Genomic DNA, 19,254 nt, shown 5'->3' on the forward strand with positions numbered 1-19,254 from the left:
GGGAGGCGGGAACGCCGGGAACAAGGAGGGGGTCAGCGCTGACCCTGGTACAGCTTCTTCACGGTCACGGCGGCGAAGGCGAGAACGCCGACACAGACCAGGACCAGCAGGGCGGAGAAGAATGCCTCAAGCACGGGGGGCTCCTCGAACGAGCGGTATGGCGGCATACAGGGCCGGTCCCCAGCCTAATGGGTGGGGACCGGCCCTGCCGTTCCGGGGCGTCCGGTCAGCCCAGGAGCTGGTTCTGCAGGATGAGCGTCTGGTGGAACGGGACCCGGGGCGTCCCGACACCGCCCTCGCGTGACTGGACGACCATCGCGAGGGTGTCCCCCGCGACCACGTAGCCCGCCCGCACCTGGGCGGAGTCGTAGGGCTTCGGTTCGCTGAAGACGTACGAGGACGTGCCCTCGATCTTCCCGCCACCCTTCCAGCTCTCGTCCAGCTTCAGCTCGTGCGCGCCGCGCAGCGGGGCACCGGCCGACGACGCCCCGATGTACCGGTCGTCGCGGTACGCGTCCGCGTCGTCCGCCGAGCTGAACTGGAGCAGGTAGATCCGGTTCGACGTTCCGTCGGGCATGGTCCAGCCACGTGCCGCGATGTGCCGCAGGGTCCCTTCGCGCAGGGTTCTGACGATGCCGGGGCGATCGGTCTCGATGAACTCGGAAACGAACTGCTCGTTGCTGACCCAGCCGCCCTTGAGCTTCTTGTCCACCGTCGCCCCGGCCGGGGCGGGCAGCAGCAGCTCGCGCAGGTCGGCGTAGTGGACCTCGGACGGGTTGCCGTCGTTGTACGGGCGCGGTTTGTCCGCCGGGAGCGCGGGAAGGGCGAGTGCCGGGTAGTCCCAGCGCCCGTCGTCCTCCGTGGCGAGACCGGGCACGTCGGTGCGCTCCATCGAGGTGATGCCGTACGCCGTACCCGCCCCGGCCGCGCCGAACACCAGCACGGCGGCGGTCCACCGCGCCACGGCCCGCAGCACCCGGCGCGGAGGCCGGGGCCCCTGCGCCACGGGGGCCGGCGGCAGCGGCGGCACGGGTGGGAGGTCGGGGGCCGGTGGCGCCGCCACGGGCTCCGGCCCGGTCGCGGGCGCGGCCGTCTGCTCGGTCATACGTACTCCCCCGGGGACGTGATGTGGTTCAGCTGGTCCTTCACCAGTTCGGCGACGGCCGGCCTGCGGAACGGCTCGGTGCCCGACGCCGAGAAGGTGACCATCACCTCGCCCTCGTACGCCATGCAGAACATCCCCTCGATCCGCCGGTCGTCGTCCTTCGGGTCGAGGAAGCAGGAGGCGTTCTTCTTGTGGCCGTCGATCTTCGGGCCGTCGCGCAGGACGCCGATGCTGTCGAAGAGCTCGTGCCGGAAGGTGTAGAGGTCGCGGACGGCCTTCTTGTCCTTCATCCGGACCAGCTGGGTGTCGATGACCAGGTCGTTGTCGTGCGAGGCGTAGGTGCGGACCGCCAGGCCCCGGACGCGGAGCTTGTCGACCCGCTTCTCGAACTCGCGCCGCTGCCGGCCCGACAGGCCGCGCCCGCCGTCCTTCATCTCCGCGGTGGCCGCGGCGCCGCTCAGCTCGGCGTCGTTGCCGTACGTGCCGGAGTCCGGGCCGAGCCGGTAGCCGGCCGGGACGGGCAGCAGCAGCTTGCTCAGCTCGGTGGTGGCCCTGCCCCGCGACAGGTCCCCGGCGGGGTCCTCGGCCGGTTCGTGGGCGGGCTTCTGCCACAGCTGCGTCGGGACCGTACGGTCCGCGTGGTCGACGGTGGCCTTCGTGTACGCGGCGCCGCCGCCGACCGCGGCGAGCACCAGCACGACGGGGAGGACCGCGAGGACCACCCGGCGCGCCCGCCCCTTGCGTACGGGAGCGGGCTCCGGAGCGGCGGGCGCCTCGGGAATGCTGTCGTCGTTCACAGGCGCTCCAGCTGTTGCTCGGCCAGCGTCCGGATGTCCTTCTTGCTGATCGGCGCGCTGTCGAAGATGTGGATGTCGACCATCACGTCGCCCCGGCTGAAGATCGCCCTGGCCTGGTAGAAGGGCAGGTAGCCGGCCTTGCGCTCGGCCGGGAAGAGGTAGTAGCGGCCCTCGGCGCTGCCCTTGATCGGGGTGCCCTCGTTACCGGCGCCCTTCTTGCCGTCGGGCATGTACGAGCGCTGGTCCTCGGCGTGCGAAGCGGCCGCGGCGCCCGAGCGGAACTGCACCAGGGCGACAGCGCCCGAGCGGTACTCACCCTTCTTCCAGGCAGCGCCGGCGACCCGGCGGATGCCCTGGTCGAGGAGCTCGCCGTACATGTAGTCCTCGCTCTCGAAGTCGAGGGCGTAGTTCTCCACCCCGAGCCACCCGTCCTGGGTGAGCGCGGTCAGCTCCTTGGCCTCCTGCCAGCCCTTCGGCCGGGGCACGATGAGCTTGCGCAGGTCACCGTCCGTGCGGACCCGGCGGTCCTGCGAGGCCGGCAGCGGGTCCGGCTCCTCGCCGGCGGGCAGTGCCTTCGCCGGATACGCGAGACCGGGCTGCGAGAGCGCGGCCAGGGGTGTCGGGGCGCGGTCGGCCTGCACGGCGTAACCGGTCGCGATGCCGCCGGCGATGCCGAGCACGAGCGCGGCGGCGATGATCAGGGTCGTACGCCCGCGCGGGCGCCGCCTCACGACGGCGGCGGGCTCGGCGGCGGGCGCCGGGTCCTCCCCCTCGGCACCGGTCACACCGGTACCGGCGTCGACGGGCGGCTCGGGCCCGTCGGAAATGCTGTCCTTCGGATGCAAAATGGGTCCCCCCACGAGACCTTGAAGCACGGATTCCGTTATCCGCGCACACAACTGACCCACAGATTCCGGGTGGGGTTGTGCGGCCGACGATTACAGTTCCGTATATGCCGAAGAAGCTCGTGATCAAGGTGACCGCAGGTGCCGATTCCGCCGAGCGCTGCTCGCAGGCGTTCACCGTGGCGGCGGTGGCCGTCGCCAGCGGGGTGGAGGTCTCGCTCTGGCTGACCGGGGAGTCCGCGTGGTTCGCCCTGCCGGGGCGGGCCGCCGAGTTCGAACTGCCGCACGCCGCGCCGCTGCCCGACCTCATCGAGTCCATCCAGGCGGGCGGCAGCATCACGCTGTGCACGCAGTGCGCGGCCCGGCGCGACATCACCGAGGCGGATGTCCTGGAGGGCGTCCGGATCGCCGGTGCGCAGGTCTTCGTCAGCGAGATCATGGCCGACGGCGTGCAGGCGCTCGTCTACTGAGACCCGTCCTCAGCGCCGCTTCCTGCCGTCCAGCTCGTCCCACCAGGCGTCCGACTCCGGATCGCCCGTGGCGCCGCCGCCCTTCCCGGACCGCGTGTCACGGGGCGGGGGCTCCTGCCGCCCGCCGGGCTCGTCCCACCAGCGGTCCTCCGGCCCCTTCCGGTTGCCCACCATCGCCGCGACGGGCGGGATCACCATCGCGACCACACACATCGCGATGGCGGCCGGCATCGACCAGAGCCTCACGAAGGCCCAGGCCGAGACGAAGAGGACGAGGCATACGCCCATCAGTACGAAGTAGGCGCGCCGGCGTCGGCGGTACATGAGTCCAGCGTAGGACGGATTCGCTCGCACGGCCGGTTCGCGGGAGCGGAGTCCGCGTCCGGGCAGCACGAAGGGCCGTACCCGTGCCAGGCAAGCGTCCAAACCCCCTGGGGTACGGCCCTTCGGCCGGTCGTCGGCCGGCGCCGACGGCGGTGCTAGACGGCGATGGCCACCTCGGCCAGGCCACCGGTCTGCGCGACGACCGTGCGGTCGGCGGTGCCGCCGGGGACGAGCGCACGGACGGTCCAGGTGCCCTCGGCCGCGTAGAAGCGGAACTGGCCGGTCGCCGAGGTCGGGACCTCGGCGGTGAACTCGCCGGTCGAGTCCAGCAGGCGGACGTAGCCGGTGACGGGCTCGCCGTCGCGGGTCACGCTGCCCTGGATGGTGGTCTCACCGGGCTTGATCGTCGAAGCGTCGGGGCCGCCGGCCTTTGCTCCACACATGGTGTTCAGTCCTTCTGGTCGGGGGTCGTGCTGGTCCGGGTGGTGCGGAGTTACTTGTTGGCGCCGAGCTCGATCGGCACGCCGACGAGGGAGCCGTACTCGGTCCACGAACCGTCGTAGTTCTTGACGTTCTCCTGGCCGAGGAGCTGGTGCAGCACGAACCAGGTGAGCGCGGAGCGCTCACCGATGCGGCAGTAGGCGATGGTGTCCTTCGACAGGTCGACCTGCTCGCCCTCGTAGAGCGCCTTGAGCTCTTCGTCGGACTTGAAGGTGCCGTCGTCGTTGGCGTTCTTCGACCACGGGATGTTGCGGGCGCTCGGCACGTGGCCGGGGCGCTGCGACTGCTCCTGGGGGAGGTGGGCCGGGGCGAGCAGCTTGCCGCTGAACTCGTCGGGCGACCGCACGTCGACCAGGTTCTGGGTGCCGATGGCCTTCACTACGTCGTCGCGGTAGGCGCGGATCGACTCGTCCTGCGGCTGGGCCTGGTACTGCGTGGCCGGGCGGGACGGAATCTGGTCGCCGTCGACGAGGTCGCGGGAGTCGAGCTCCCACTTCTTGCGGCCGCCGTCGAGCAGTCGGACGTCCTGGTGGCCGTAGAGCTTGAAGTACCAGAACGCGTAGGACGCGAACCAGTTGTTGTTGCCGCCGTAGAGGACGACGGTGGTGTCGTTGCCGATGCCCTTCGCGGACAGCAGCGCCTCGAAACCGGCCTGGTCGATGAAGTCGCGGCGGACCGGGTCCTGGAGGTCCTTGGTCCAGTCGATCCGGATCGCGTTCTTGATGTGGTTCTTCTCGTACGCGGAGGTGTCCTCGTCGACCTCGACGATGGCGACCTGCGGGTCGTCGATGTGGGCCTCGACCCAGTCGGCGTCTACCAGGACGTCACTGCGGCTCATTGTGTTTCTCCTCCGGGGCAGTCTGCGGCGAGATGGTGCACGGATCGTGCGTGATGCGGATGTGCGGGGCGCGGGCCGGTCCATGGACTGCGGGCGGCATGCGCGCCGGCCCCGACGTGCGGTCGAAGGGCCTGGGGAATGCGGGAAACCGGACGTCCCGCTCAGACAGTGCGACAGAGCATGGCGGCGACGCGGCACAGGTCCACTGCCCGCCGCTTCGTGAGATCCGCCTGGCCACCCTGGGGGAGGCCGCTAATAGAGCACTGCATGGGTCCGATCGTAGGGAGGTACGGGCGGACATGTCACCGCCGTGTCGTATCCTGAGACAGGATCGTCCGCATTACGGAACGGATGCCGCCGCCGAACGGGCCCGTTGCCCCCGGGCGCGACGTCGGAACGGTCGGCCATCTGCGGATCGGACCGGCCTGTCTCACTATGTGGCGGGGCTCTCGATCCCTACCCGCTCGCGGGCCCGGTCATCCCGACAGGCGCACGTCCGTGCCGGTCACCGAGATCTCCAGGCCGTCGGCGGTCGGCTGGATCTTCTCCAGCTTCAGGCCGTTCGGCAGCCCGCCGACCTCGCGCTCGAAGTCGGTCTGGTCACGGACCAGCTTCTCCAGGCCGGGGATGCCCTCGCCCGGCACCTTGTCCGCGTGGACGCGGACGGTGTGGCCGCCGATCAGGGTCACGGTGGACAGGACGCTGCGCGAGATCGTGCGCCCCAGGATGTTGACCGCCCCGGTCACCTTCACCTTGCCCTTGCCGCCGTACTCGACCACGACACCGTCGCTGGCCGCCGCGGTCAGGTCCTTGTACGAGATCACGGCCGTCCCCGAGGCGCGGGCGGCGGTGGCGCCCGAGAAGCCGTCGGTCAGCCGCACGTCGCGCAGCTCGGCGTTCATGGTCGAGATCCGCAGCGTGCGGCCGCCGGCGTGGGTCTCGATCCCGGTGATCTTCACGTCGACCGCGTCGAGCTCCGCCCCGGCGACCTGGGTGAGGAACGGGAAGCCCTTGATGGAGACGTCGGTGGAGCCGATCTGCGCGCCGGGCACCTTCACCCGGTCCTCGGCCTGCGACTCGGCGACGTACACCGCCACCCGGTCCACGGCGACGAACACCGCCACCAGGATCACCAAGACGACGGCCGATATTCGCAGTGCACGCATGCCTGTCCTTCCCCCACCCTGCCGTCCGTACGGACCCCCGGGGCCCATGGGCCTCCTGTCGGCCGCACGGCACATCCCCCGCGTGATCGACGAGCGAAAGCCCCCCAACGGTTCCCCGTGGAGGGCTTCGCCATGCGGACGCGACGGTACGGATTCCGGCGGTACGGGACTACGTCAGTACGCGCCCCAGCAGATAGACGGCCGGCGCGGCGGCGGTGAGCGGCAGGGCCACACCCGCCGTCATGTGGACGAAGCGTGACGGGTAGTCATAGCTCGCCACCCGCAGCCCGATCAGCGCGCAGACCCCGGCCGCGAGGCCGAGCAGCGCGCCCTTCGCGCCCAGGTCGGTGACGCCGCCCGCCAGCGCGCCCGCCCCCGCCGCGACGGCCAGTGCCGCCACGACCGAGACCGGCCCCGGCAGCGGCAGCGCCCGTACGAGCACGGCGGCGGCGACGGCGACCGCGCCCACCGTCACGGCGTCCGGGACGGCCGCGAGGTGCCCGGCCGCCAGGACCGCGAGCGCGGCGGAGGCGACCGTGGCCATCAGGCCCTGCATCCGCTCGTCGGCGCCGGCCCGGCTGCGCAGCTGGAGAACCACGGTCAGCAGCACCCAGACGCCGAGCGTGCCGATGATCGCGGCCGGACCGTTCTCCCGGCCCGCCGCCAGCAGCGCCACATCGGCGACCAGGCCGCCCGCGAACGCCAGCGCGATGCCCTGCCGCGCCGGCCACATGCCGTTGAGCCGGAACCAGCCCGCCGCCGTCACCGCCTGGAGCAGCACCAGCGGCACGGCCAGCGCGTACGAACCGACGGCCGCGCCGAGGGCCAGCAGCAGCCCGAGCGCGGCGGTGATCGCGGCCGGCTGGATTCCCGGCGCGATGATCGGGGAACGCCCCTCGGCCCGCGCGCGCTGCGCGTCGGTGATCCGGGCGTTGCCCAGGGTGGTGGGGGCGCTGTACCCGTCGTCGGGGCCACCGGCCGGAGCGACGGGCGCCGGGGCGGGCGCGGGCTCCGCGTGGACCTCGGGCGGCAGCGGGTACGAGCCGGTGCCGGGGGCCGTGGGCTGCGGCGCGGGGACGGCGTGCGGGTCGCCCTGCGGCGCGGGGCCCTCCGTGCGCCGGACCGTCGGCTGGTACTGGGTGTCCCACGTCTGACCCTGCCAGGTCTGGGCGGCCCCCTGGTCCGGCTGCCCGGCCGGGGTGTCCGGGTACCCCTGCCCGCCGTACGCCTGCTGGTCGCCGTACGCCTGCTGCGGGTACGCGTTCTGCTGCGGGTATCCGTACTGCTGCGGCGCCTGCCCGTACTGCTGCGGGTCCTGCGGCTGCGCGTACGGCTGCTGGGGCTCCTGCGGCCGCGTGTACGGCGGCTGCTGCGGGTCCTGCCCGTACCCGTACTGCGGCTGCTGCTCCGGCCCGGGGTAGTACGGATGCTGCTGATCGTTGCTCATGTGCTGCGGTTCACCCTCCTGCGAACGGCGGGAGCACCTCGACCGTGCCGCCCTCGGCAAGGCGTACGGTCTCATGGCTCCGGGTACCGACGGGGTCGCCGTCGATGAGGAACGAACACCTTCGCAGGACGCTGCTCAGCTCGCCGGGGTGCCGCTCGCGCACCGCGTCGAGCGCCTCCTTGAGGGTCGCGGCGGCGTACGGCTCCTCCGCGGTCCCGGCCGCGGCCTTGGCGGCTGCCCAGTATCGGATCGTTCCCGCAGGCATGGCGGCGCTCCTTTCGTTCCGTCCGGTCGGTGCCCGTTCGGGGGTCACCGGCTGCCCATCATGGTTCACCGTGGCACCGCCCAGTCGGCGATGCGGGTGAGCAAGGTCTCGTCGGCCGCGTTCTCCGCGTGCCCCATGCCGCGCTCCAGCCACAGCTCGGCCGCGTCGCCCGCGGCGGTGGCCAGCATGCGGGGGTGGTCGAGCGGGAAGTACGGGTCCCGGTCGCCGTGCACGATCAGCAGGGGCGCCGGGGCGATCAGGGCGGCGGCCCCGGCCGGGGAGAGCGGGACCGGGTCCCACGCCTCGCGGTGGATGCGCGTGCGGAAGCCGTAGCGCCCGACCAGCCGGCCCGTGGGCCGGGTGACCATCCAGTGCAGGCGGCGCATCGGAGCCGTACCCCGGTAGTACCAACGCGCGGGGGCGCTCACGGACACCACCGCGTCCGCGTGTGCTTCCTTACGCGCCCCTGTGCGCCCCTCGCGCTCCGCAACGCTCCCGGCGCCCCCGGCGTCCGCCGCCCGGTCCGCGTACAGCGCGCCGTGCCGCAGCACCACCGAGCCGCCCATCGAGAAGCCGACCGTCACCACGCGCCGGTGTCCGAGCGAGCGCGCCCAGGCGACCGCCGCCGCCAGGTCCAGCACCTCCCGGTCGCCCACCGTGGACAGCCCGCCGGACCTGCCGTGACCCCGGAAGGAGAAGGTCACCACCGCCGCGTACCGGGAGAACGTGCGCACCGCCCGCCGCACCGCGGGGCGGTCCACCGAACCGGTGAATCCGTGCGCGACGACGATCACCGTTTCCGCCGCGTCATCCGCCGTACACGGGTCGTACACCGCCTCGATCCAGGTCCCGTCATCCGCCCGCAACGTGGCCCGCACCGGACCGTGCGTGACCGAGCGAACAGTGGAATCCGGAATTCTCCCCTCGGACACTGAACTCATGTGGGTTATTCTCCTGTGAAGAGGATCCGGGCAAAGCAGCCCCCGGGTCCTTTTGTGCTTTCCGAGCGTTGTTACGGCAACGTTTCGACAAGCTCAGCGGAACACCAGCGTACGAAGCAGAGCCGCATACTCCCCCGGGTCCGGCCCGGGAGTGCCCCTCTCGCAGGGAACGAGGAGGACCGACGTCATGGGCGAGCCAACCGTGCACGATCACCGACCGACGAACCGGGCAGGTGGGCGGCGATGAGTTCTCTGCTGCTCCTGACCAACGCCCTCCAGCCTTCGACGGAGGTGCTTCCCGCCCTCGGCCTCCTGCTGCACAGCGTGCGTGTCGCACCCGCCGAGGGCCCCGCACTGGTCGACACCCCGGGTGCCGACGTGATCCTCGTGGACGGGCGCCGCGACCTGCCGCAGGTCCGCTCCCTCTGCCAGCTGCTGCGGTCCACCGGACCCGGCTGTCCGCTGATCCTCGTCGTCACGGAGGGCGGTCTCGCGGCCGTCACCGCGGACTGGGGCATCGACGACGTGCTGCTCGACACGGCGGGCCCCGCCGAGGTCGAGGCGCGGCTGCGGCTGGCCACCGGCCGGCAGCAGATCACCGCCGACGACTCCCCGATGGAGATCCGCAACGGTGATCTCTCCGTCGACGAGGCGACGTACAGCGCGAAACTCAAGGGCCGGGTCCTGGACCTCACCTTCAAGGAATTCGAACTGCTCAAATACCTGGCGCAGCACCCGGGCCGGGTCTTCACCCGCGCCCAGCTGCTCCAGGAGGTCTGGGGCTACGACTACTTCGGCGGTACGCGCACGGTCGACGTGCACGTACGGCGGCTGCGCGCCAAGCTCGGCCCCGAGCACGAGTCGCTGATCGGGACCGTGCGGAACGTGGGTTACCGGTTCGTCGCTCCGGAGAAGGTCGAGCGGGCGGCGGAAGAGGCCAAGGCAGCCGCGCGAGAGGTCACCCATTCGGAGCAGTCTCGCATCGTGGACGTTACGGAAGAAGCCCCGGTCCGGCCAGCCAAGAGGTAGTTCCATCCGCGTAGACTGCCGCGCGTGGCCAAGGTGACGCGGGACGATGTGGCGAGACTGGCGGGGACGTCGACCGCCGTGGTCAGTTACGTCATCAACAACGGACCCCGGCCGGTCGCCCCGGCCACGCGCGAGCGGGTGCTCGCCGCGATCAAGGAGCTGGGCTACCGGCCCGACCGGGTCGCCCAGGCCATGGCCTCGCGGCGGACCGATCTCATAGGGATGATCGTGCCCGACGCCCGGCAGCCGTTCTTCGCGGAGATGGCGCACGCGGTCGAGCAGGCCGCCGCCGAGCGCGGGAAAATGGTCCTCGTCGGCAACTCCGACTACCGCGACGAGCGCGAGGTCCACTATCTGCGGGCCTTCCTCGGCATGCGGGTCTCCGGCCTGATCCTGGTCAGCCAGGGCCCCAGCGAGCGCGCGGCGGCGGAGATAGAGGCATGGGACGCCCGGGTCGTGCTGCTGCACGAGCGGCCCGAGGCGATCGACGACGTCGCGGTCGTCACGGACGACATCGGCGGCGCCCAGCTCGCCACCCGCCACCTGCTGGAGCACGGCAACGCGTACGTGGCGTGCCTCGGCGGTACGGAGGAGACCCCGTCCGTCGGCGACCCGGTCGCCGACCACGTCGAGGGCTGGCGCCGCGCGATGCACGAGTCGGGCCGCTCGACGGAGGGCCGCCTCTTCCAGGCCCCGTACAACCGCTACGACGCCTACCGGGTGGCCCTGGAGCTGCTCTCCGGCCCCGACAGGCCGCCGGCCATCTTCTGCGCCACGGACGACCAGGCCATCGGCGTGCTGCGGGCCGCGCGCGAACTGCGCATCGACGTGCCGGGCGAGCTGGCGGTCGCGGGCTTCGACGACGTGAAGGAAGCCGGGCTGACCGATCCGCCGCTCACCACGGTCTTCTCGGACCGCCCGGCGATGGCGCGGGCGGCGGTGGACCTGGTGCTCGACGACTCGCTGCGGGTGTCGGGGTCGCGGCGGGAGCGGCTGAAGCAGTTCCCGTCCGCGCTGGTGGTCCGCCGCTCCTGCGGCTGCGGCGAACCGGCGGGGCGCGCGCTCCCGTAGAGGGCCGCCCGGGTGGCCCTTATATCGGGCATACGAGGTTCTGCCGGGCTTCTCAGGGCGCCCTCACGCTCCTCTCATCTTGGCCGGACAGTCTCATAGACATGACAGAGAGCCAGCGCCCGAGCGGCGAGTACCCGATGTACCCCTCGTACGGCAACGGCGACGCGGCCTACCCGCCGCCGCCGTCATACCAGCCCGTCCAGCCGGTCCCGATGGGCCCCGGGACCACCGTGTGGCCCGCCCCCGCACCGGCCGACGCGCACTACGGCGGAGCCGGCGACGGCGGCGGTGACGGCCCGTACGGTCACGGCCCCGCGCAGCCCGCAGCCGAACCGCCCGCCGCCCGGCGCCGGATCCGCAAGCCGGTCGCGCTCCTCGCGGCGGTGGCCATCGCCGCGGCGATCGTCGGCGGCGGCACCGCCACCGTGATCAGCAGGCTCACGGACGACGGCACCGCGACCACCGCCGGGGGCGGCGTCATCCCGGGCACCACCGTCTCGCAGAGCAGCAAGGGCACGGTGGCCGGTGTGGCCGCGGCCCTCTCGCCGACCATCGTGGAGATCGGCGCGACCTCGACGGCCGGCCAGTCGACGGGTTCGGGCGTGGTCATCACGTCGGACGGCGAGATCGTCACCAACAACCACGTCATCGCGGGCGCCTCGGAGATCAAGGTCACGCTGAGCACCGGCAAGACGTACACCGCCGATGTCGTCGGCACCGACGCCGACAAGGACCTCGCCCTCATCAAGCTCCAGGGCGCGAGCGGCCTGAAGACGGCCACCCTGGGCGACTCCTCCAAGGTCGCCGTCGGCGACCAGGTCGTGGCGATCGGCTCCCCCGAGGGCCTGACCGGCACCGTCACCAGCGGCATCGTCTCCGCGCTCGACCGCGACGTCACGGTCGCCAAGGACGGCGACAGCGGCCAGGACCAGAGCCAGGGCCAGGACCAGGACCAGCAGGGTGGCGGACGCCAGTGGCCCTTCGAGTTCGGCGGGCAGCAGTTCAACGGCAACACCGGCGAGTCGACCACCACGTACAAGGCCCTCCAGACCGACGCCTCGCTCAACCCCGGCAACTCCGGCGGCGCGCTGATCAACATGGACGGCGAGATCATCGGCATCAACTCGGCCATGTACTCGGCGAGCTCCGCCAGCGGCTCGGGCGGTTCGAGCGCCGGCAGCGTCGGCCTCGGCTTCGCGATCCCGGTCAACACCCTGAAGGCCGACCTCGACACCCTGCGCGCCGGCAACGGCTCCTGAAGCGGGCGGGGCTGAGAAACTGGGCCCGCAGCGCCCCGGCCCCGTACCGAACGAGAAGAGGACGAGAGAGCGATGAGCCCCGCCGAAGACGATCCCCAGCGCATCCTGATCGTCGACGACGAGCCCGCCGTGCGTGAGGCACTGCAACGGAGCCTCGCGTTCGAGGGATACGGCACCGAGGTGGCCGTCGACGGTCTCGACGCGCTCACCAAGGCGGAGTCGTACGCCCCCGACCTCATCGTCCTGGACATCCAGATGCCCCGCATGGACGGCCTGACCGCCGCCCGCCGCATCCGCTCCACGGGCACCACCACGCCCATCCTGATGCTCACGGCCCGGGACACCGTCGGCGACCGCGTCACCGGACTCGACGCGGGCGCCGACGACTACCTGGTCAAGCCCTTCGAGCTGGACGAGCTGTTCGCCCGCATCCGCGCGCTGCTGCGCCGCAGCTCGTACGCGGCCGCCGCGGGGCCCGTGCCGGACGACAACGTGCTCTCCTTCGCGGACCTGCGCATGGACCTCGCCACCCGCGAGGTCATGCGCGGCACCCGGCGCGTGGAGCTGACCCGTACCGAATTCACCCTCCTGGAGATGTTCCTCGCGCACCCGCGCCAGGTCCTGACCCGCGAGCAGATCCTCAAGGCCGTCTGGGGCTTCGACTTCGAGCCGAGCTCCAACTCCCTGGACGTGTACGTGATGTACCTGCGCCGCAAGACGGAGGCCGGCGGCGAACCGCGCCTCGTCCACACCGTCCGGGGCGTGGGGTACGCGCTCCGCTCGGGCGGGGGCGACGGATGACGGGGCCGCTGCACCGGTTCCGCGCGCTGCCGCTCCGCTCCCGGCTGGCGCTGCTGGTCGCCACGGCGGTGGCGGTGGCGGTGGCGGCGGTGGCGGTGGCGTGCTGGTTCGTGACGCGGGAGCAGTTGGAGCAGCAGCAGGACAGGGCGTTGCGCGGCGCCAACGTCGACGCGCGGTATCTGACCAACCTGTACGACTACTGCCGCGGGGCCAGCCAGATCTCGCCCCGGCCCTACACGGGGCTCACCGTTCAGCTCATCGATGACCAGGGCACGATCTGCGTCGCCCCCGGCTCCTCCAAGCTCCCCGTGAGCCAGGCAGACCTCGCCGTGGTCACCCACGACCGTCCGGACGCCCTGCGCACGGCGAAGGACGCGGACGGCGTCGAGATGCGCGTGTACACCGCCCCCGTGAAGGGCCCCATCGACCTCGCCGTCTCCATCGCCCGCCCCATGAGCGAGATCGACAAACCCCTCTCCACCCTCGCCTGGGTCCTCCTCCTCGTCAGCGGCATCGGTGTCATCGGCGCCGGCGCCGCCGGCCTCTGGGTCGCCCGCTCCGGCCTGCGCCCCGTCGACGAGCTCACCGAGGCCGTCGAGCACGTGGCCAGGACCGAGGACCTGACCGTCCGCATCCCCGTCGAGGGCGAGGACGAGATCGCGCGGCTGTCCCGGTCCTTCAACTCGATGACCGCCTCGCTCGCCAGCTCCCGCGACCGGCAGGCGCAGCTCATCGCCGACGCCGGCCACGAGCTGCGCACCCCGCTCACCTCGCTGCGCACCAACGTGGAGCTGCTGGCCCGCAGCGACGAGACGGGCCGGGCGATCCCGCCGGACGACCGCAGGGCGCTGATGTCCTCGGTCAAGGCGCAGATGACGGAGCTGGCCGCGCTCATCGGCGACCTCCAGGAACTGGCCCGCCCGGACGCCGCCCAGCCGGGCCCGCTCCAGGTGGTGGCCCTGCACGACATCACCCGCGCGGCGCTCCGGCGCGCCCGGCTGCGCGGCCCCGAGCTGACGATCACGGAGGACCTGGCCCCCTGGTACGTACGGGCCGAACCGGCGGCGCTGGAGCGGGCGATCGTCAACGTCCTGGACAACGCGGTGAAGTTCAGCCCGCCCGGCTCCACGATCGACGTGGTGCTGCACCGGGGCCGGCTCACGGTCCGGGACCACGGCCCCGGCATCCCCGCCGACGAACTCCCCCACGTCTTCGAACGCTTCTGGCGCTCCCCCTCGGCCCGCCAGCTCCCCGGCTCGGGCCTCGGCCTGTCGATCGTGGCCCGCACGGTCCAGCAGTCGGGCGGCGGCATCACCCTGAGCCCCGCCGAGGGCGGCGGCACGGAAGCGTCGATCACCCTCCCGGGGGCACCGCAGCCCCCGCCGGACCCCCCGCAGGAGTAGCCGGACCGGGAAGGGCGCCGGAACTCCACAGCGAACCACGTGACGTTCGACACAGGGAAAACGGCCGAACCGAGGGCAACTGCACTCTTTGGCGATATCTGTCCTCGCCCGGCGAGGGGCGGGGCGGCGGCGCCGCGGAAAATATCTCCCGGCCGTGTCCGACCGGGCTCATACGATCTTCACAGCCGCACGCGTGAACAAGCCGCTGTGGCGCGCACGTCCCCAGAACTCTCCGCTTCTCCGGATCGACCCCAAGGGCTCATGTGAAGATTCGCCGCATACTCGCGACTGCCGTGGCCGTCGCCGTCACCACCCCCGCCGCGCTCCTCTCCGTCACCCCCGCGTTCGCCGACGCCAAGCCGGCGGCGGAGGCCAAGGCCAAGCCGACGATCGAGGAGCTGGAGAAGGCCGCCGCCGAGGCGCAGAAGGCGTACGACGAGGCCGTCGCCGCGCAGAAGGCCGGTTACGAGGTGCTGAAGGCGGCCCTGTCCGACGAGGCGCCCCTCGCCGTGGAGGCCAAGGCCGCCCGTAAGAAGGCCGACGACGCCGCTGCCGCCAAGACCGCCGCCGACCAGGCCGTCACCGACGCCAAGGCGGCGCTCGCCGCGCTGCCCGACACGGCGACCGACGCCGAGCGGACCGAGGCCGAGAAGGCCGTCACCGACGCCGAGACGGCTGCCGCCACCGCGGCCACCGCCAAGGCCGACGCCGAGACCAAGGCGACCGAGGCCACCACCGCCTCCGACGACGCCCGCGTCGCCGCCGCCCGCGCATACAGCGTGCTGCAGAAGGCCGTGGCCGACGCGCTCGCCGTCAAGACCGCCGCCGACGAGGCACTGGCCAAGGCCCGGGAGGAGGAGGGCGGTCCGGACTGCGTGCCCGCGAACCTCCGCGCCACCGTGAGCGGCCTGCCCTCCTCGGTCGTCGCCGGCACGAGCACCACCTTCTCGCTGCGCGTGAAGAACGGCACCGCGCAGACCCTCGACGCGGTCACCACGTACGCGTACGTCCACACCACCGACACGACCGGCCTCAAGACCACCGACCAGTACATGCACCTCCAGTGGTCCACCGCCGCGTCGCCGAAGTGGCACGCCGTCCCCCAGGACCACCAGATCGGTCTCGGTGCGCTGAAGGCGGGCGCGCAGACCGACGTCAAGCTCCGGCTCACCGCCGACGCCAAGGCTCCGGCCGGCAACGGCGTCGTCCTCACCTCGGCCGAGTACGTCAACAAGGACGGCTCCTGCGGCGGCGCCCCCGGCATGGACACGACCGCCTTCACGGTCAAGGCCGCGGGCTCGGGGACCGGCACGACCGGCGGCTCCGGCACCGGCGGCACGACCGGGTCCACCGGCTCCACGGGCTCCACCGGTTCGACGGGCACCACGGGTTCCACCGGCCAGCAGGCCCAGGGCTCGGCGTCCGGTGACGCGTCCACCGGCGGCGGCCTCGCCTCCACGGGCTCGTCCGACGCCACCGTCCCGCTCGGCATCGCCGGCGCCGCGGCCGTCGTCCTCGGTGGCGCGGCCGTGCTCGCCGTCCGCCGCCGCCGGGCCGGCGCGGAGGCCTGAGCAAGCGCGTAGGCAGAAAAAAGGGGGGAGGGGGCTGCGGGCCGGTCGACCGGTCCGCAGCCCCCTCCCCTCTTGCGGGGCCGGGTCAGGACGTGGGGTTGTGGCGGATCAGGGACTCCACCAGGCCGGAGCGGGTCGCCGGGAAGTCCAGCGGGACGATGCCGAGGCCGGTCCAGCCGGCCGTCTGCGCCGAGTCGAGGAACGAGTGGACCTGCGGGTTCAGCCGGTCCGCGTTCCAGCGGGGCGGCAGCAGGGCGGCCGTGCTCACGTAGTTCATGAACAGCTTCCCGGGCTCGGCCGCCACCTTGCGGAACTGGGCCTCGATCTTCGGGTACTTGGCGAACGGCTCCGCCATGTAGTCGTCCTGGATGTCGAAGAGCGCCGGGTCGGCGTACCGCACCCCGGGCAGCCCGCCGTTGTCGGCGAGCAGCACCACCTTGCCGCGGGCCCCGCCGAGCGTGGGCAGCGCGCTGTCGATGTGGAACAGCGGGCGCCAGCCCCTGCCGTCGAGGTAGTCGTCGAAGACCGCCCGGAACGCCGCGTCGCTCTCCTCCGAGTACTCCTGCTTGACCCGCATCAGCACGGTCTCGGTCGGCCGCGCGGCCAGGAAGTCCCAGCAGGCGCCGAGGACATCACCGAACATCAGGTTCTGGTACGAGGCCCCGTGGTGGATCGCGAAGGAGCCGTCGGTGATCCGGCACCGCACGTCGAGGAAGCGCACCCCGCTGTTCAGCTGCTCCGCGATCGTGGTGTTCTGGCACTCCGTCCAGGGGCCGCCGTAGCGGGCGCCGGAGTCGTGCGAGCCGGGGATCGTGAGGCGCTGGAGCGCGGTGCCGTCCGCGATGCCGCTCATCCAGTCCTGGACGGTGAGCGCCTTCGGCGCCGCCGCGCGGGCGGGTGCGGCGCCGACGAGGGCGGTGGCGGAGACGGCCAGCGCCCCGGCCAGGAAGTGTCTGCGGCTCGCGGTGTACGTGCGCGTCTGGCCCATGGGGATGCCTCCGGCTGCGTGGGGGTCGGGACCGGCCCGCGCATTATGTCCCGTACACGTCACTCACGGAACAGGGCTGCGAGCACCGCACCCGCACACGGCGCGAAAACGACGGATGCGCGGGCCGGGGCAGTCGCCCCGGCCCGCGCATCCGCGTCCGCTCACATGCTGCTTACTGCACGATCGTGATCCGGTCCGTCGCCGGCGGGGCCAGCGGGGCCGAGGCCGTGGAGTGCGCGGCCAGGTAGGCGTTGAACAGGTCCAGGTCGGAGGCGCCGATGAGCTTGTTGGTGCCCTCGCCGAGCGCCGCGAAGCCGTCGCCGCCGCCCGCCAGGAACTCGTTCATCGCGACGCGGTACGTCTTGCCCGGGTCGATCGCCTCACCGTTGAGCTTGATCGTGTCCGTGACCACGCGGGCCGCGCCGGACTTCGTCATGTCCAGCGTGTAGGTGAGGCCCTTGGAGACCTGGAGGATCTTCGGGCTGGCCTCGTTGGAGCCGCTGACCTGCTGCTGGAGGGCGCTGACGAGCTGCGCGCCGGTCAGGTCGACGACGTTCATCATGTTGGTGAACGGCTGCACGGTGAACGACTCGCCGTAGGTGACGACACCGTCGCCCTCACTGCCGGACGCCTTGTACACCAGGTCCGCGCGGATGCCGCCCGGGTTCATGAAGGCGACGACCGCCCCGCCCTTGTCCGCCGGGGCCAGGCCCTCCAGCTGCGCGTCGGCGATCAGGTCGCCGAGCGGCTTCTCGGGGGCCGTGGAGCCGCGGCCGTTGATGTCGGCGGAGATGAAGCCCTGCGGCCGGTTCGCGATCGGGGCCGCGAGCGTGTTCCAGCGGGCGATCAGGTCCGTCATGTCCTTGGCGGGCGTCTGGTCCCGGCTGACGAGGTGGTTCGCGGAGACCGGATTCGAAGGCGTCGAACCGTGGTGCTTCGAGCCCTTCTTGCTGCTCCCCTTCACCGCCGTGCGCACGATGTCGCCGGTGCGGCGGTCGTACGTGAGCGTCGTGTCCGTGTACAGCCGGCCGAACGAGGCGGCCGACGTGACCAGGCGCGGGTTGCCCGCCGGGTCCGGGATCGTGCAGACGTACGCCTGGTGCGTGTGGCCCGTGACCAGGGCGTCCACCTTCGGCGTGATGCCCTTGGCGATGTCCGTGATCGGCCCGGAGATGCCGTCACCGGCGCCGGGGCTGTCGCAGTCGTAGTTGTACGACGCCGAGGCGGGCGCGCCGCCCTCGTGGATGAGCGCGACGATCGACTTCACGCCCTGGCGGTCCAGCTCCTTGGCGTACTTGTTGATCGTCTCGACCTCGTCGTGGAACTTGAGTCCCTTGACGCCGTTGGCCGTCACGATGTTCGGCGTGCCCTCCAGGGTCACCCCGATGAAGCCGATCTTGACGCCGTTCTTCTTCCACACCGTGTACGGCTTGAGGATCGGCTTGCCGGTCTTCTCGCTCGTCACGTTGGCCGCGAGGTACGGGAAGTCGGCGCCCTTGAACTTCTTGCCCTTCTCGTAGCACCCCTCGACCGGGTGGCAGCCGCCGTTCTGGAGGCGGGCCAGCTCGACGGCGCCCTCGTCGAACTCGTGGTTGCCGACGCTCGTCACGTCGAGGTCGATCTTGTTGAGCGCCTCGATGGTCGGCTCGTCGTGGAAGAGCCCCGACAGCAGCGGGCTCGCGCCGACCATGTCGCCGCCGGCCGCGGTGATCGAGTACGGGTGGCCCTTGCGGGCGGTGCGCAGCGACGAGGCGAGGTACTCGACGCCTCCGGCCGGGATCGCCTTCGTGGTGCCGTCGGCCTGCGTCTCGGTGACCGTACCGGCCGAACCGGCCGGCGGCTCCAGGTTGCCGTGCAGGTCGTTGAAGGACAGCAGCTGTACGTCGACGGTCCGGGCCGGCGTGTGGTGCCCGTGGTCGTGGCCGTGCCCGTGTCCGCGCCCGTGGGCGTCGGCCGGCATGGCGGCGACCAGCGCACCCACGGTGGCGAGACCGGCCGCGGCGGCGAGCACCCGCCGTGACGCACGGTTCTTCTGCGGTGTCGCTGACATCGGTCCCCTTGTGAGTTCAGCGGGTGGAAGTTCGAGCCGCAGCCTAGAGTCAACGCGCGTAGCGCGACCAGATGTTTACGGTTACGAACTGGTTGCCGACCGGTGCGTGTCTGCCAGCCCGTCCGGCGATTGAGGACGGAACCCCGCGCCCCGGACCGGGGTTCCCGGCAAAGCCCGCCCCCCGCACGAGGGGCCCGTACGCTCGTACACATGACGACAGACGTACCCCTCCCCGCCCCCGGACGCGAGATCCAGACGCTCGACACCCTCTCCCCCGACCAGGCCGCCGGCGTGCTCGACCTGCTCGCCGAGGCCGCCCGGACCGACGGCCGGCAGGCCGTGTCGGAGCAGGGGCGGCTCCAGCTGCGGGGCGGGAGCGGGAG

At 72.0% G+C, this 19,254-nt stretch carries 20 protein-coding genes and 1 pseudogene; 8 read left to right on the top strand and 13 right to left on the bottom strand.

What is annotated here, in order from left to right; genetic code table 11:
- Positions 1-226 precede the first annotated feature (226 nt).
- From EAO73_RS32160 to EAO73_RS32170, 3 genes are read right to left on the bottom strand one after another with little or no spacing between them, the layout of a single operon-like run.
- Positions 227-1,105 carry a hypothetical protein gene (locus tag EAO73_RS32160; protein ID WP_147975015.1) on the bottom strand — a complete coding sequence of 293 codons (879 nt, stop codon included), beginning with the start codon at positions 1,103-1,105 and terminating at the stop codon, positions 227-229.
- The gene (locus EAO73_RS32165; protein ID WP_147975016.1) at positions 1,102-1,902 is read right to left on the bottom strand and encodes a hypothetical protein; all 801 of its coding nucleotides are present in this window, start codon (positions 1,900-1,902) and stop codon (positions 1,102-1,104) included. Before EAO73_RS32165 ends, EAO73_RS32160 begins: the two co-directional genes overlap by 4 nt.
- Complete coding sequence (locus EAO73_RS32170) at positions 1,899-2,747, bottom strand: hypothetical protein (protein WP_147975422.1); 849 nt, start codon at positions 2,745-2,747, stop codon at positions 1,899-1,901. The genes EAO73_RS32165 and EAO73_RS32170 overlap by 4 nt, the downstream gene beginning before the upstream one ends.
- Positions 2,748-2,854: 107 nt before the next feature.
- On the opposite strand from EAO73_RS32170, the gene EAO73_RS32175 reads away from it, so the two are divergent.
- Positions 2,855-3,217, top strand: a complete 363-nt coding sequence (locus EAO73_RS32175; RefSeq protein WP_147975017.1) for a DsrE family protein — start codon at positions 2,855-2,857, stop codon at positions 3,215-3,217.
- A 9-nt stretch (positions 3,218-3,226) separates the two neighbouring features.
- Here the strand turns inward: EAO73_RS32175 and EAO73_RS32180 are convergent, their stop codons facing one another.
- From EAO73_RS32180 to EAO73_RS32210, 8 genes are all read right to left on the bottom strand, one after another.
- Entirely contained in the window at positions 3,227-3,541 is a 315-nt protein-coding gene (locus tag EAO73_RS32180) for a DUF3099 domain-containing protein (RefSeq protein WP_147975018.1), read from the bottom strand.
- A gap of 155 nt (positions 3,542-3,696) precedes the next feature.
- The gene (locus tag EAO73_RS32185) at positions 3,697-3,984 is read right to left on the bottom strand and encodes a DUF1416 domain-containing protein (protein ID WP_018101653.1); all 288 of its coding nucleotides are present in this window, start codon (positions 3,982-3,984) and stop codon (positions 3,697-3,699) included.
- A 50-nt stretch (positions 3,985-4,034) separates the two neighbouring features.
- A complete protein-coding gene (locus EAO73_RS32190) occupies positions 4,035-4,880 on the bottom strand; it encodes a sulfurtransferase (protein ID WP_132904905.1) in 846 nt (281 codons plus the stop codon).
- 161 nt (positions 4,881-5,041) lie between these two features.
- Entirely contained in the window at positions 5,042-5,149 is a 108-nt protein-coding gene (locus EAO73_RS37450) for a putative leader peptide (protein ID WP_353961620.1), read from the bottom strand.
- 207 nt (positions 5,150-5,356) lie between these two features.
- A complete protein-coding gene (locus EAO73_RS32195; RefSeq protein WP_147975019.1) occupies positions 5,357-6,046 on the bottom strand; it encodes a DUF2993 domain-containing protein in 690 nt (229 codons plus the stop codon).
- Between the two features lie 169 nt (positions 6,047-6,215).
- On the bottom strand, positions 6,216-7,493 hold the full coding sequence (locus EAO73_RS32200) for a hypothetical protein (RefSeq protein WP_147975020.1): 1,278 nt from the start codon (positions 7,491-7,493) through the stop codon (positions 6,216-6,218).
- A 10-nt stretch (positions 7,494-7,503) separates the two neighbouring features.
- Positions 7,504-7,758 carry a MoaD/ThiS family protein gene (locus tag EAO73_RS32205; protein ID WP_018101657.1) on the bottom strand — a complete coding sequence of 85 codons (255 nt, stop codon included), beginning with the start codon at positions 7,756-7,758 and terminating at the stop codon, positions 7,504-7,506.
- 65 nt (positions 7,759-7,823) lie between these two features.
- Positions 7,824-8,699: an alpha/beta hydrolase family protein gene (locus EAO73_RS32210; protein ID WP_412075708.1), complete on the bottom strand. Its 876-nt coding sequence runs from the start codon at positions 8,697-8,699 to the stop codon at positions 7,824-7,826.
- 243 nt (positions 8,700-8,942) lie between these two features.
- On the opposite strand from EAO73_RS32210, the gene EAO73_RS32215 reads away from it, so the two are divergent.
- From EAO73_RS32215 to EAO73_RS32240, 6 genes are all read left to right on the top strand, one after another.
- The gene (locus EAO73_RS32215; RefSeq protein ID WP_147975021.1) at positions 8,943-9,728 is read left to right on the top strand and encodes a response regulator transcription factor; all 786 of its coding nucleotides are present in this window, start codon (positions 8,943-8,945) and stop codon (positions 9,726-9,728) included.
- Between the two features lie 24 nt (positions 9,729-9,752).
- Positions 9,753-10,799, top strand: a complete 1,047-nt coding sequence (locus tag EAO73_RS32220; RefSeq protein ID WP_147975022.1) for a LacI family DNA-binding transcriptional regulator — start codon at positions 9,753-9,755, stop codon at positions 10,797-10,799.
- A gap of 101 nt (positions 10,800-10,900) precedes the next feature.
- Positions 10,901-12,058 (top strand): S1C family serine protease, encoded by a 1,158-nt coding sequence (locus tag EAO73_RS32225; RefSeq protein WP_147975023.1) that lies wholly within the window; start codon positions 10,901-10,903, stop codon positions 12,056-12,058.
- Positions 12,059-12,130: 72 nt separating this feature from the next.
- Positions 12,131-12,859, top strand: coding sequence for a response regulator transcription factor (locus EAO73_RS32230; protein WP_147975024.1), 729 nt, complete (start codon positions 12,131-12,133; stop codon positions 12,857-12,859).
- Complete coding sequence (locus EAO73_RS32235) at positions 12,856-14,262, top strand: sensor histidine kinase (protein ID WP_147975025.1); 1,407 nt, start codon at positions 12,856-12,858, stop codon at positions 14,260-14,262. The genes EAO73_RS32230 and EAO73_RS32235 overlap by 4 nt, the downstream gene beginning before the upstream one ends.
- A 263-nt stretch (positions 14,263-14,525) precedes the next feature.
- Positions 14,526-15,833, top strand: coding sequence for an LPXTG cell wall anchor domain-containing protein (locus EAO73_RS32240; RefSeq protein ID WP_147975026.1), 1,308 nt, complete (start codon positions 14,526-14,528; stop codon positions 15,831-15,833).
- 85 nt (positions 15,834-15,918) lie between these two features.
- Here EAO73_RS32240 and EAO73_RS32245 read toward each other — a convergent pair whose 3' ends face one another.
- Entirely contained in the window at positions 15,919-16,821 is a 903-nt protein-coding gene (locus EAO73_RS32245) for a phosphatidylinositol-specific phospholipase C (protein ID WP_147975027.1), read from the bottom strand.
- Positions 16,822-16,993: 172 nt separating this feature from the next.
- On the bottom strand, positions 16,994-18,871 hold the full coding sequence (locus EAO73_RS32250; protein ID WP_147975028.1) for a bifunctional metallophosphatase/5'-nucleotidase: 1,878 nt from the start codon (positions 18,869-18,871) through the stop codon (positions 16,994-16,996).
- Between the two features lie 210 nt (positions 18,872-19,081).
- Between EAO73_RS32250 and EAO73_RS32255 the strand changes: the two are divergent.
- Positions 19,082-19,254: pseudogene (locus EAO73_RS32255) on the top strand (mycothiol synthase); the annotation flags it as partial.

Source organism: Streptomyces sp. col6 (assembly GCF_008042035.1).
GTDB lineage: Bacteria > Actinomycetota > Actinomycetes > Streptomycetales > Streptomycetaceae > Streptomyces.

Bases quoted from the DNA above. Each gene is read 5' to 3' on its own strand.
- EAO73_RS32160 (WP_147975015.1), bottom strand. From the start codon at position 1,105: ATGACCGAGCAGACGGCCGCGCCCGCGACCGGGCCGGAGCCCGTGGCG.
- EAO73_RS32175 (WP_147975017.1), top strand. From the start codon at position 2,855: ATGCCGAAGAAGCTCGTGATCAAGGTGACCGCAGGTGCCGATTCCGCC.
- EAO73_RS32180 (WP_147975018.1), bottom strand. From the start codon at position 3,541: ATGTACCGCCGACGCCGGCGCGCCTACTTCGTACTGATGGGCGTATGC.
- EAO73_RS32185 (WP_018101653.1), bottom strand. From the start codon at position 3,984: ATGTGTGGAGCAAAGGCCGGCGGCCCCGACGCTTCGACGATCAAGCCC.
- EAO73_RS32190 (WP_132904905.1), bottom strand. From the start codon at position 4,880: ATGAGCCGCAGTGACGTCCTGGTAGACGCCGACTGGGTCGAGGCCCAC.
- EAO73_RS37450 (WP_353961620.1), bottom strand. From the start codon at position 5,149: ATGCAGTGCTCTATTAGCGGCCTCCCCCAGGGTGGCCAGGCGGATCTC.
- EAO73_RS32195 (WP_147975019.1), bottom strand. From the start codon at position 6,046: ATGCGTGCACTGCGAATATCGGCCGTCGTCTTGGTGATCCTGGTGGCG.
- EAO73_RS32200 (WP_147975020.1), bottom strand. From the start codon at position 7,493: ATGAGCAACGATCAGCAGCATCCGTACTACCCCGGGCCGGAGCAGCAG.
- EAO73_RS32205 (WP_018101657.1), bottom strand. From the start codon at position 7,758: ATGCCTGCGGGAACGATCCGATACTGGGCAGCCGCCAAGGCCGCGGCC.
- EAO73_RS32210 (WP_412075708.1), bottom strand. From the start codon at position 8,699: ATGAGTTCAGTGTCCGAGGGGAGAATTCCGGATTCCACTGTTCGCTCG.
- EAO73_RS32215 (WP_147975021.1), top strand. From the start codon at position 8,943: ATGAGTTCTCTGCTGCTCCTGACCAACGCCCTCCAGCCTTCGACGGAG.
- EAO73_RS32225 (WP_147975023.1), top strand. From the start codon at position 10,901: ATGACAGAGAGCCAGCGCCCGAGCGGCGAGTACCCGATGTACCCCTCG.
- EAO73_RS32230 (WP_147975024.1), top strand. From the start codon at position 12,131: ATGAGCCCCGCCGAAGACGATCCCCAGCGCATCCTGATCGTCGACGAC.
- EAO73_RS32235 (WP_147975025.1), top strand. From the start codon at position 12,856: ATGACGGGGCCGCTGCACCGGTTCCGCGCGCTGCCGCTCCGCTCCCGG.
- EAO73_RS32245 (WP_147975027.1), bottom strand. From the start codon at position 16,821: ATGGGCCAGACGCGCACGTACACCGCGAGCCGCAGACACTTCCTGGCC.
- EAO73_RS32250 (WP_147975028.1), bottom strand. From the start codon at position 18,871: ATGTCAGCGACACCGCAGAAGAACCGTGCGTCACGGCGGGTGCTCGCC.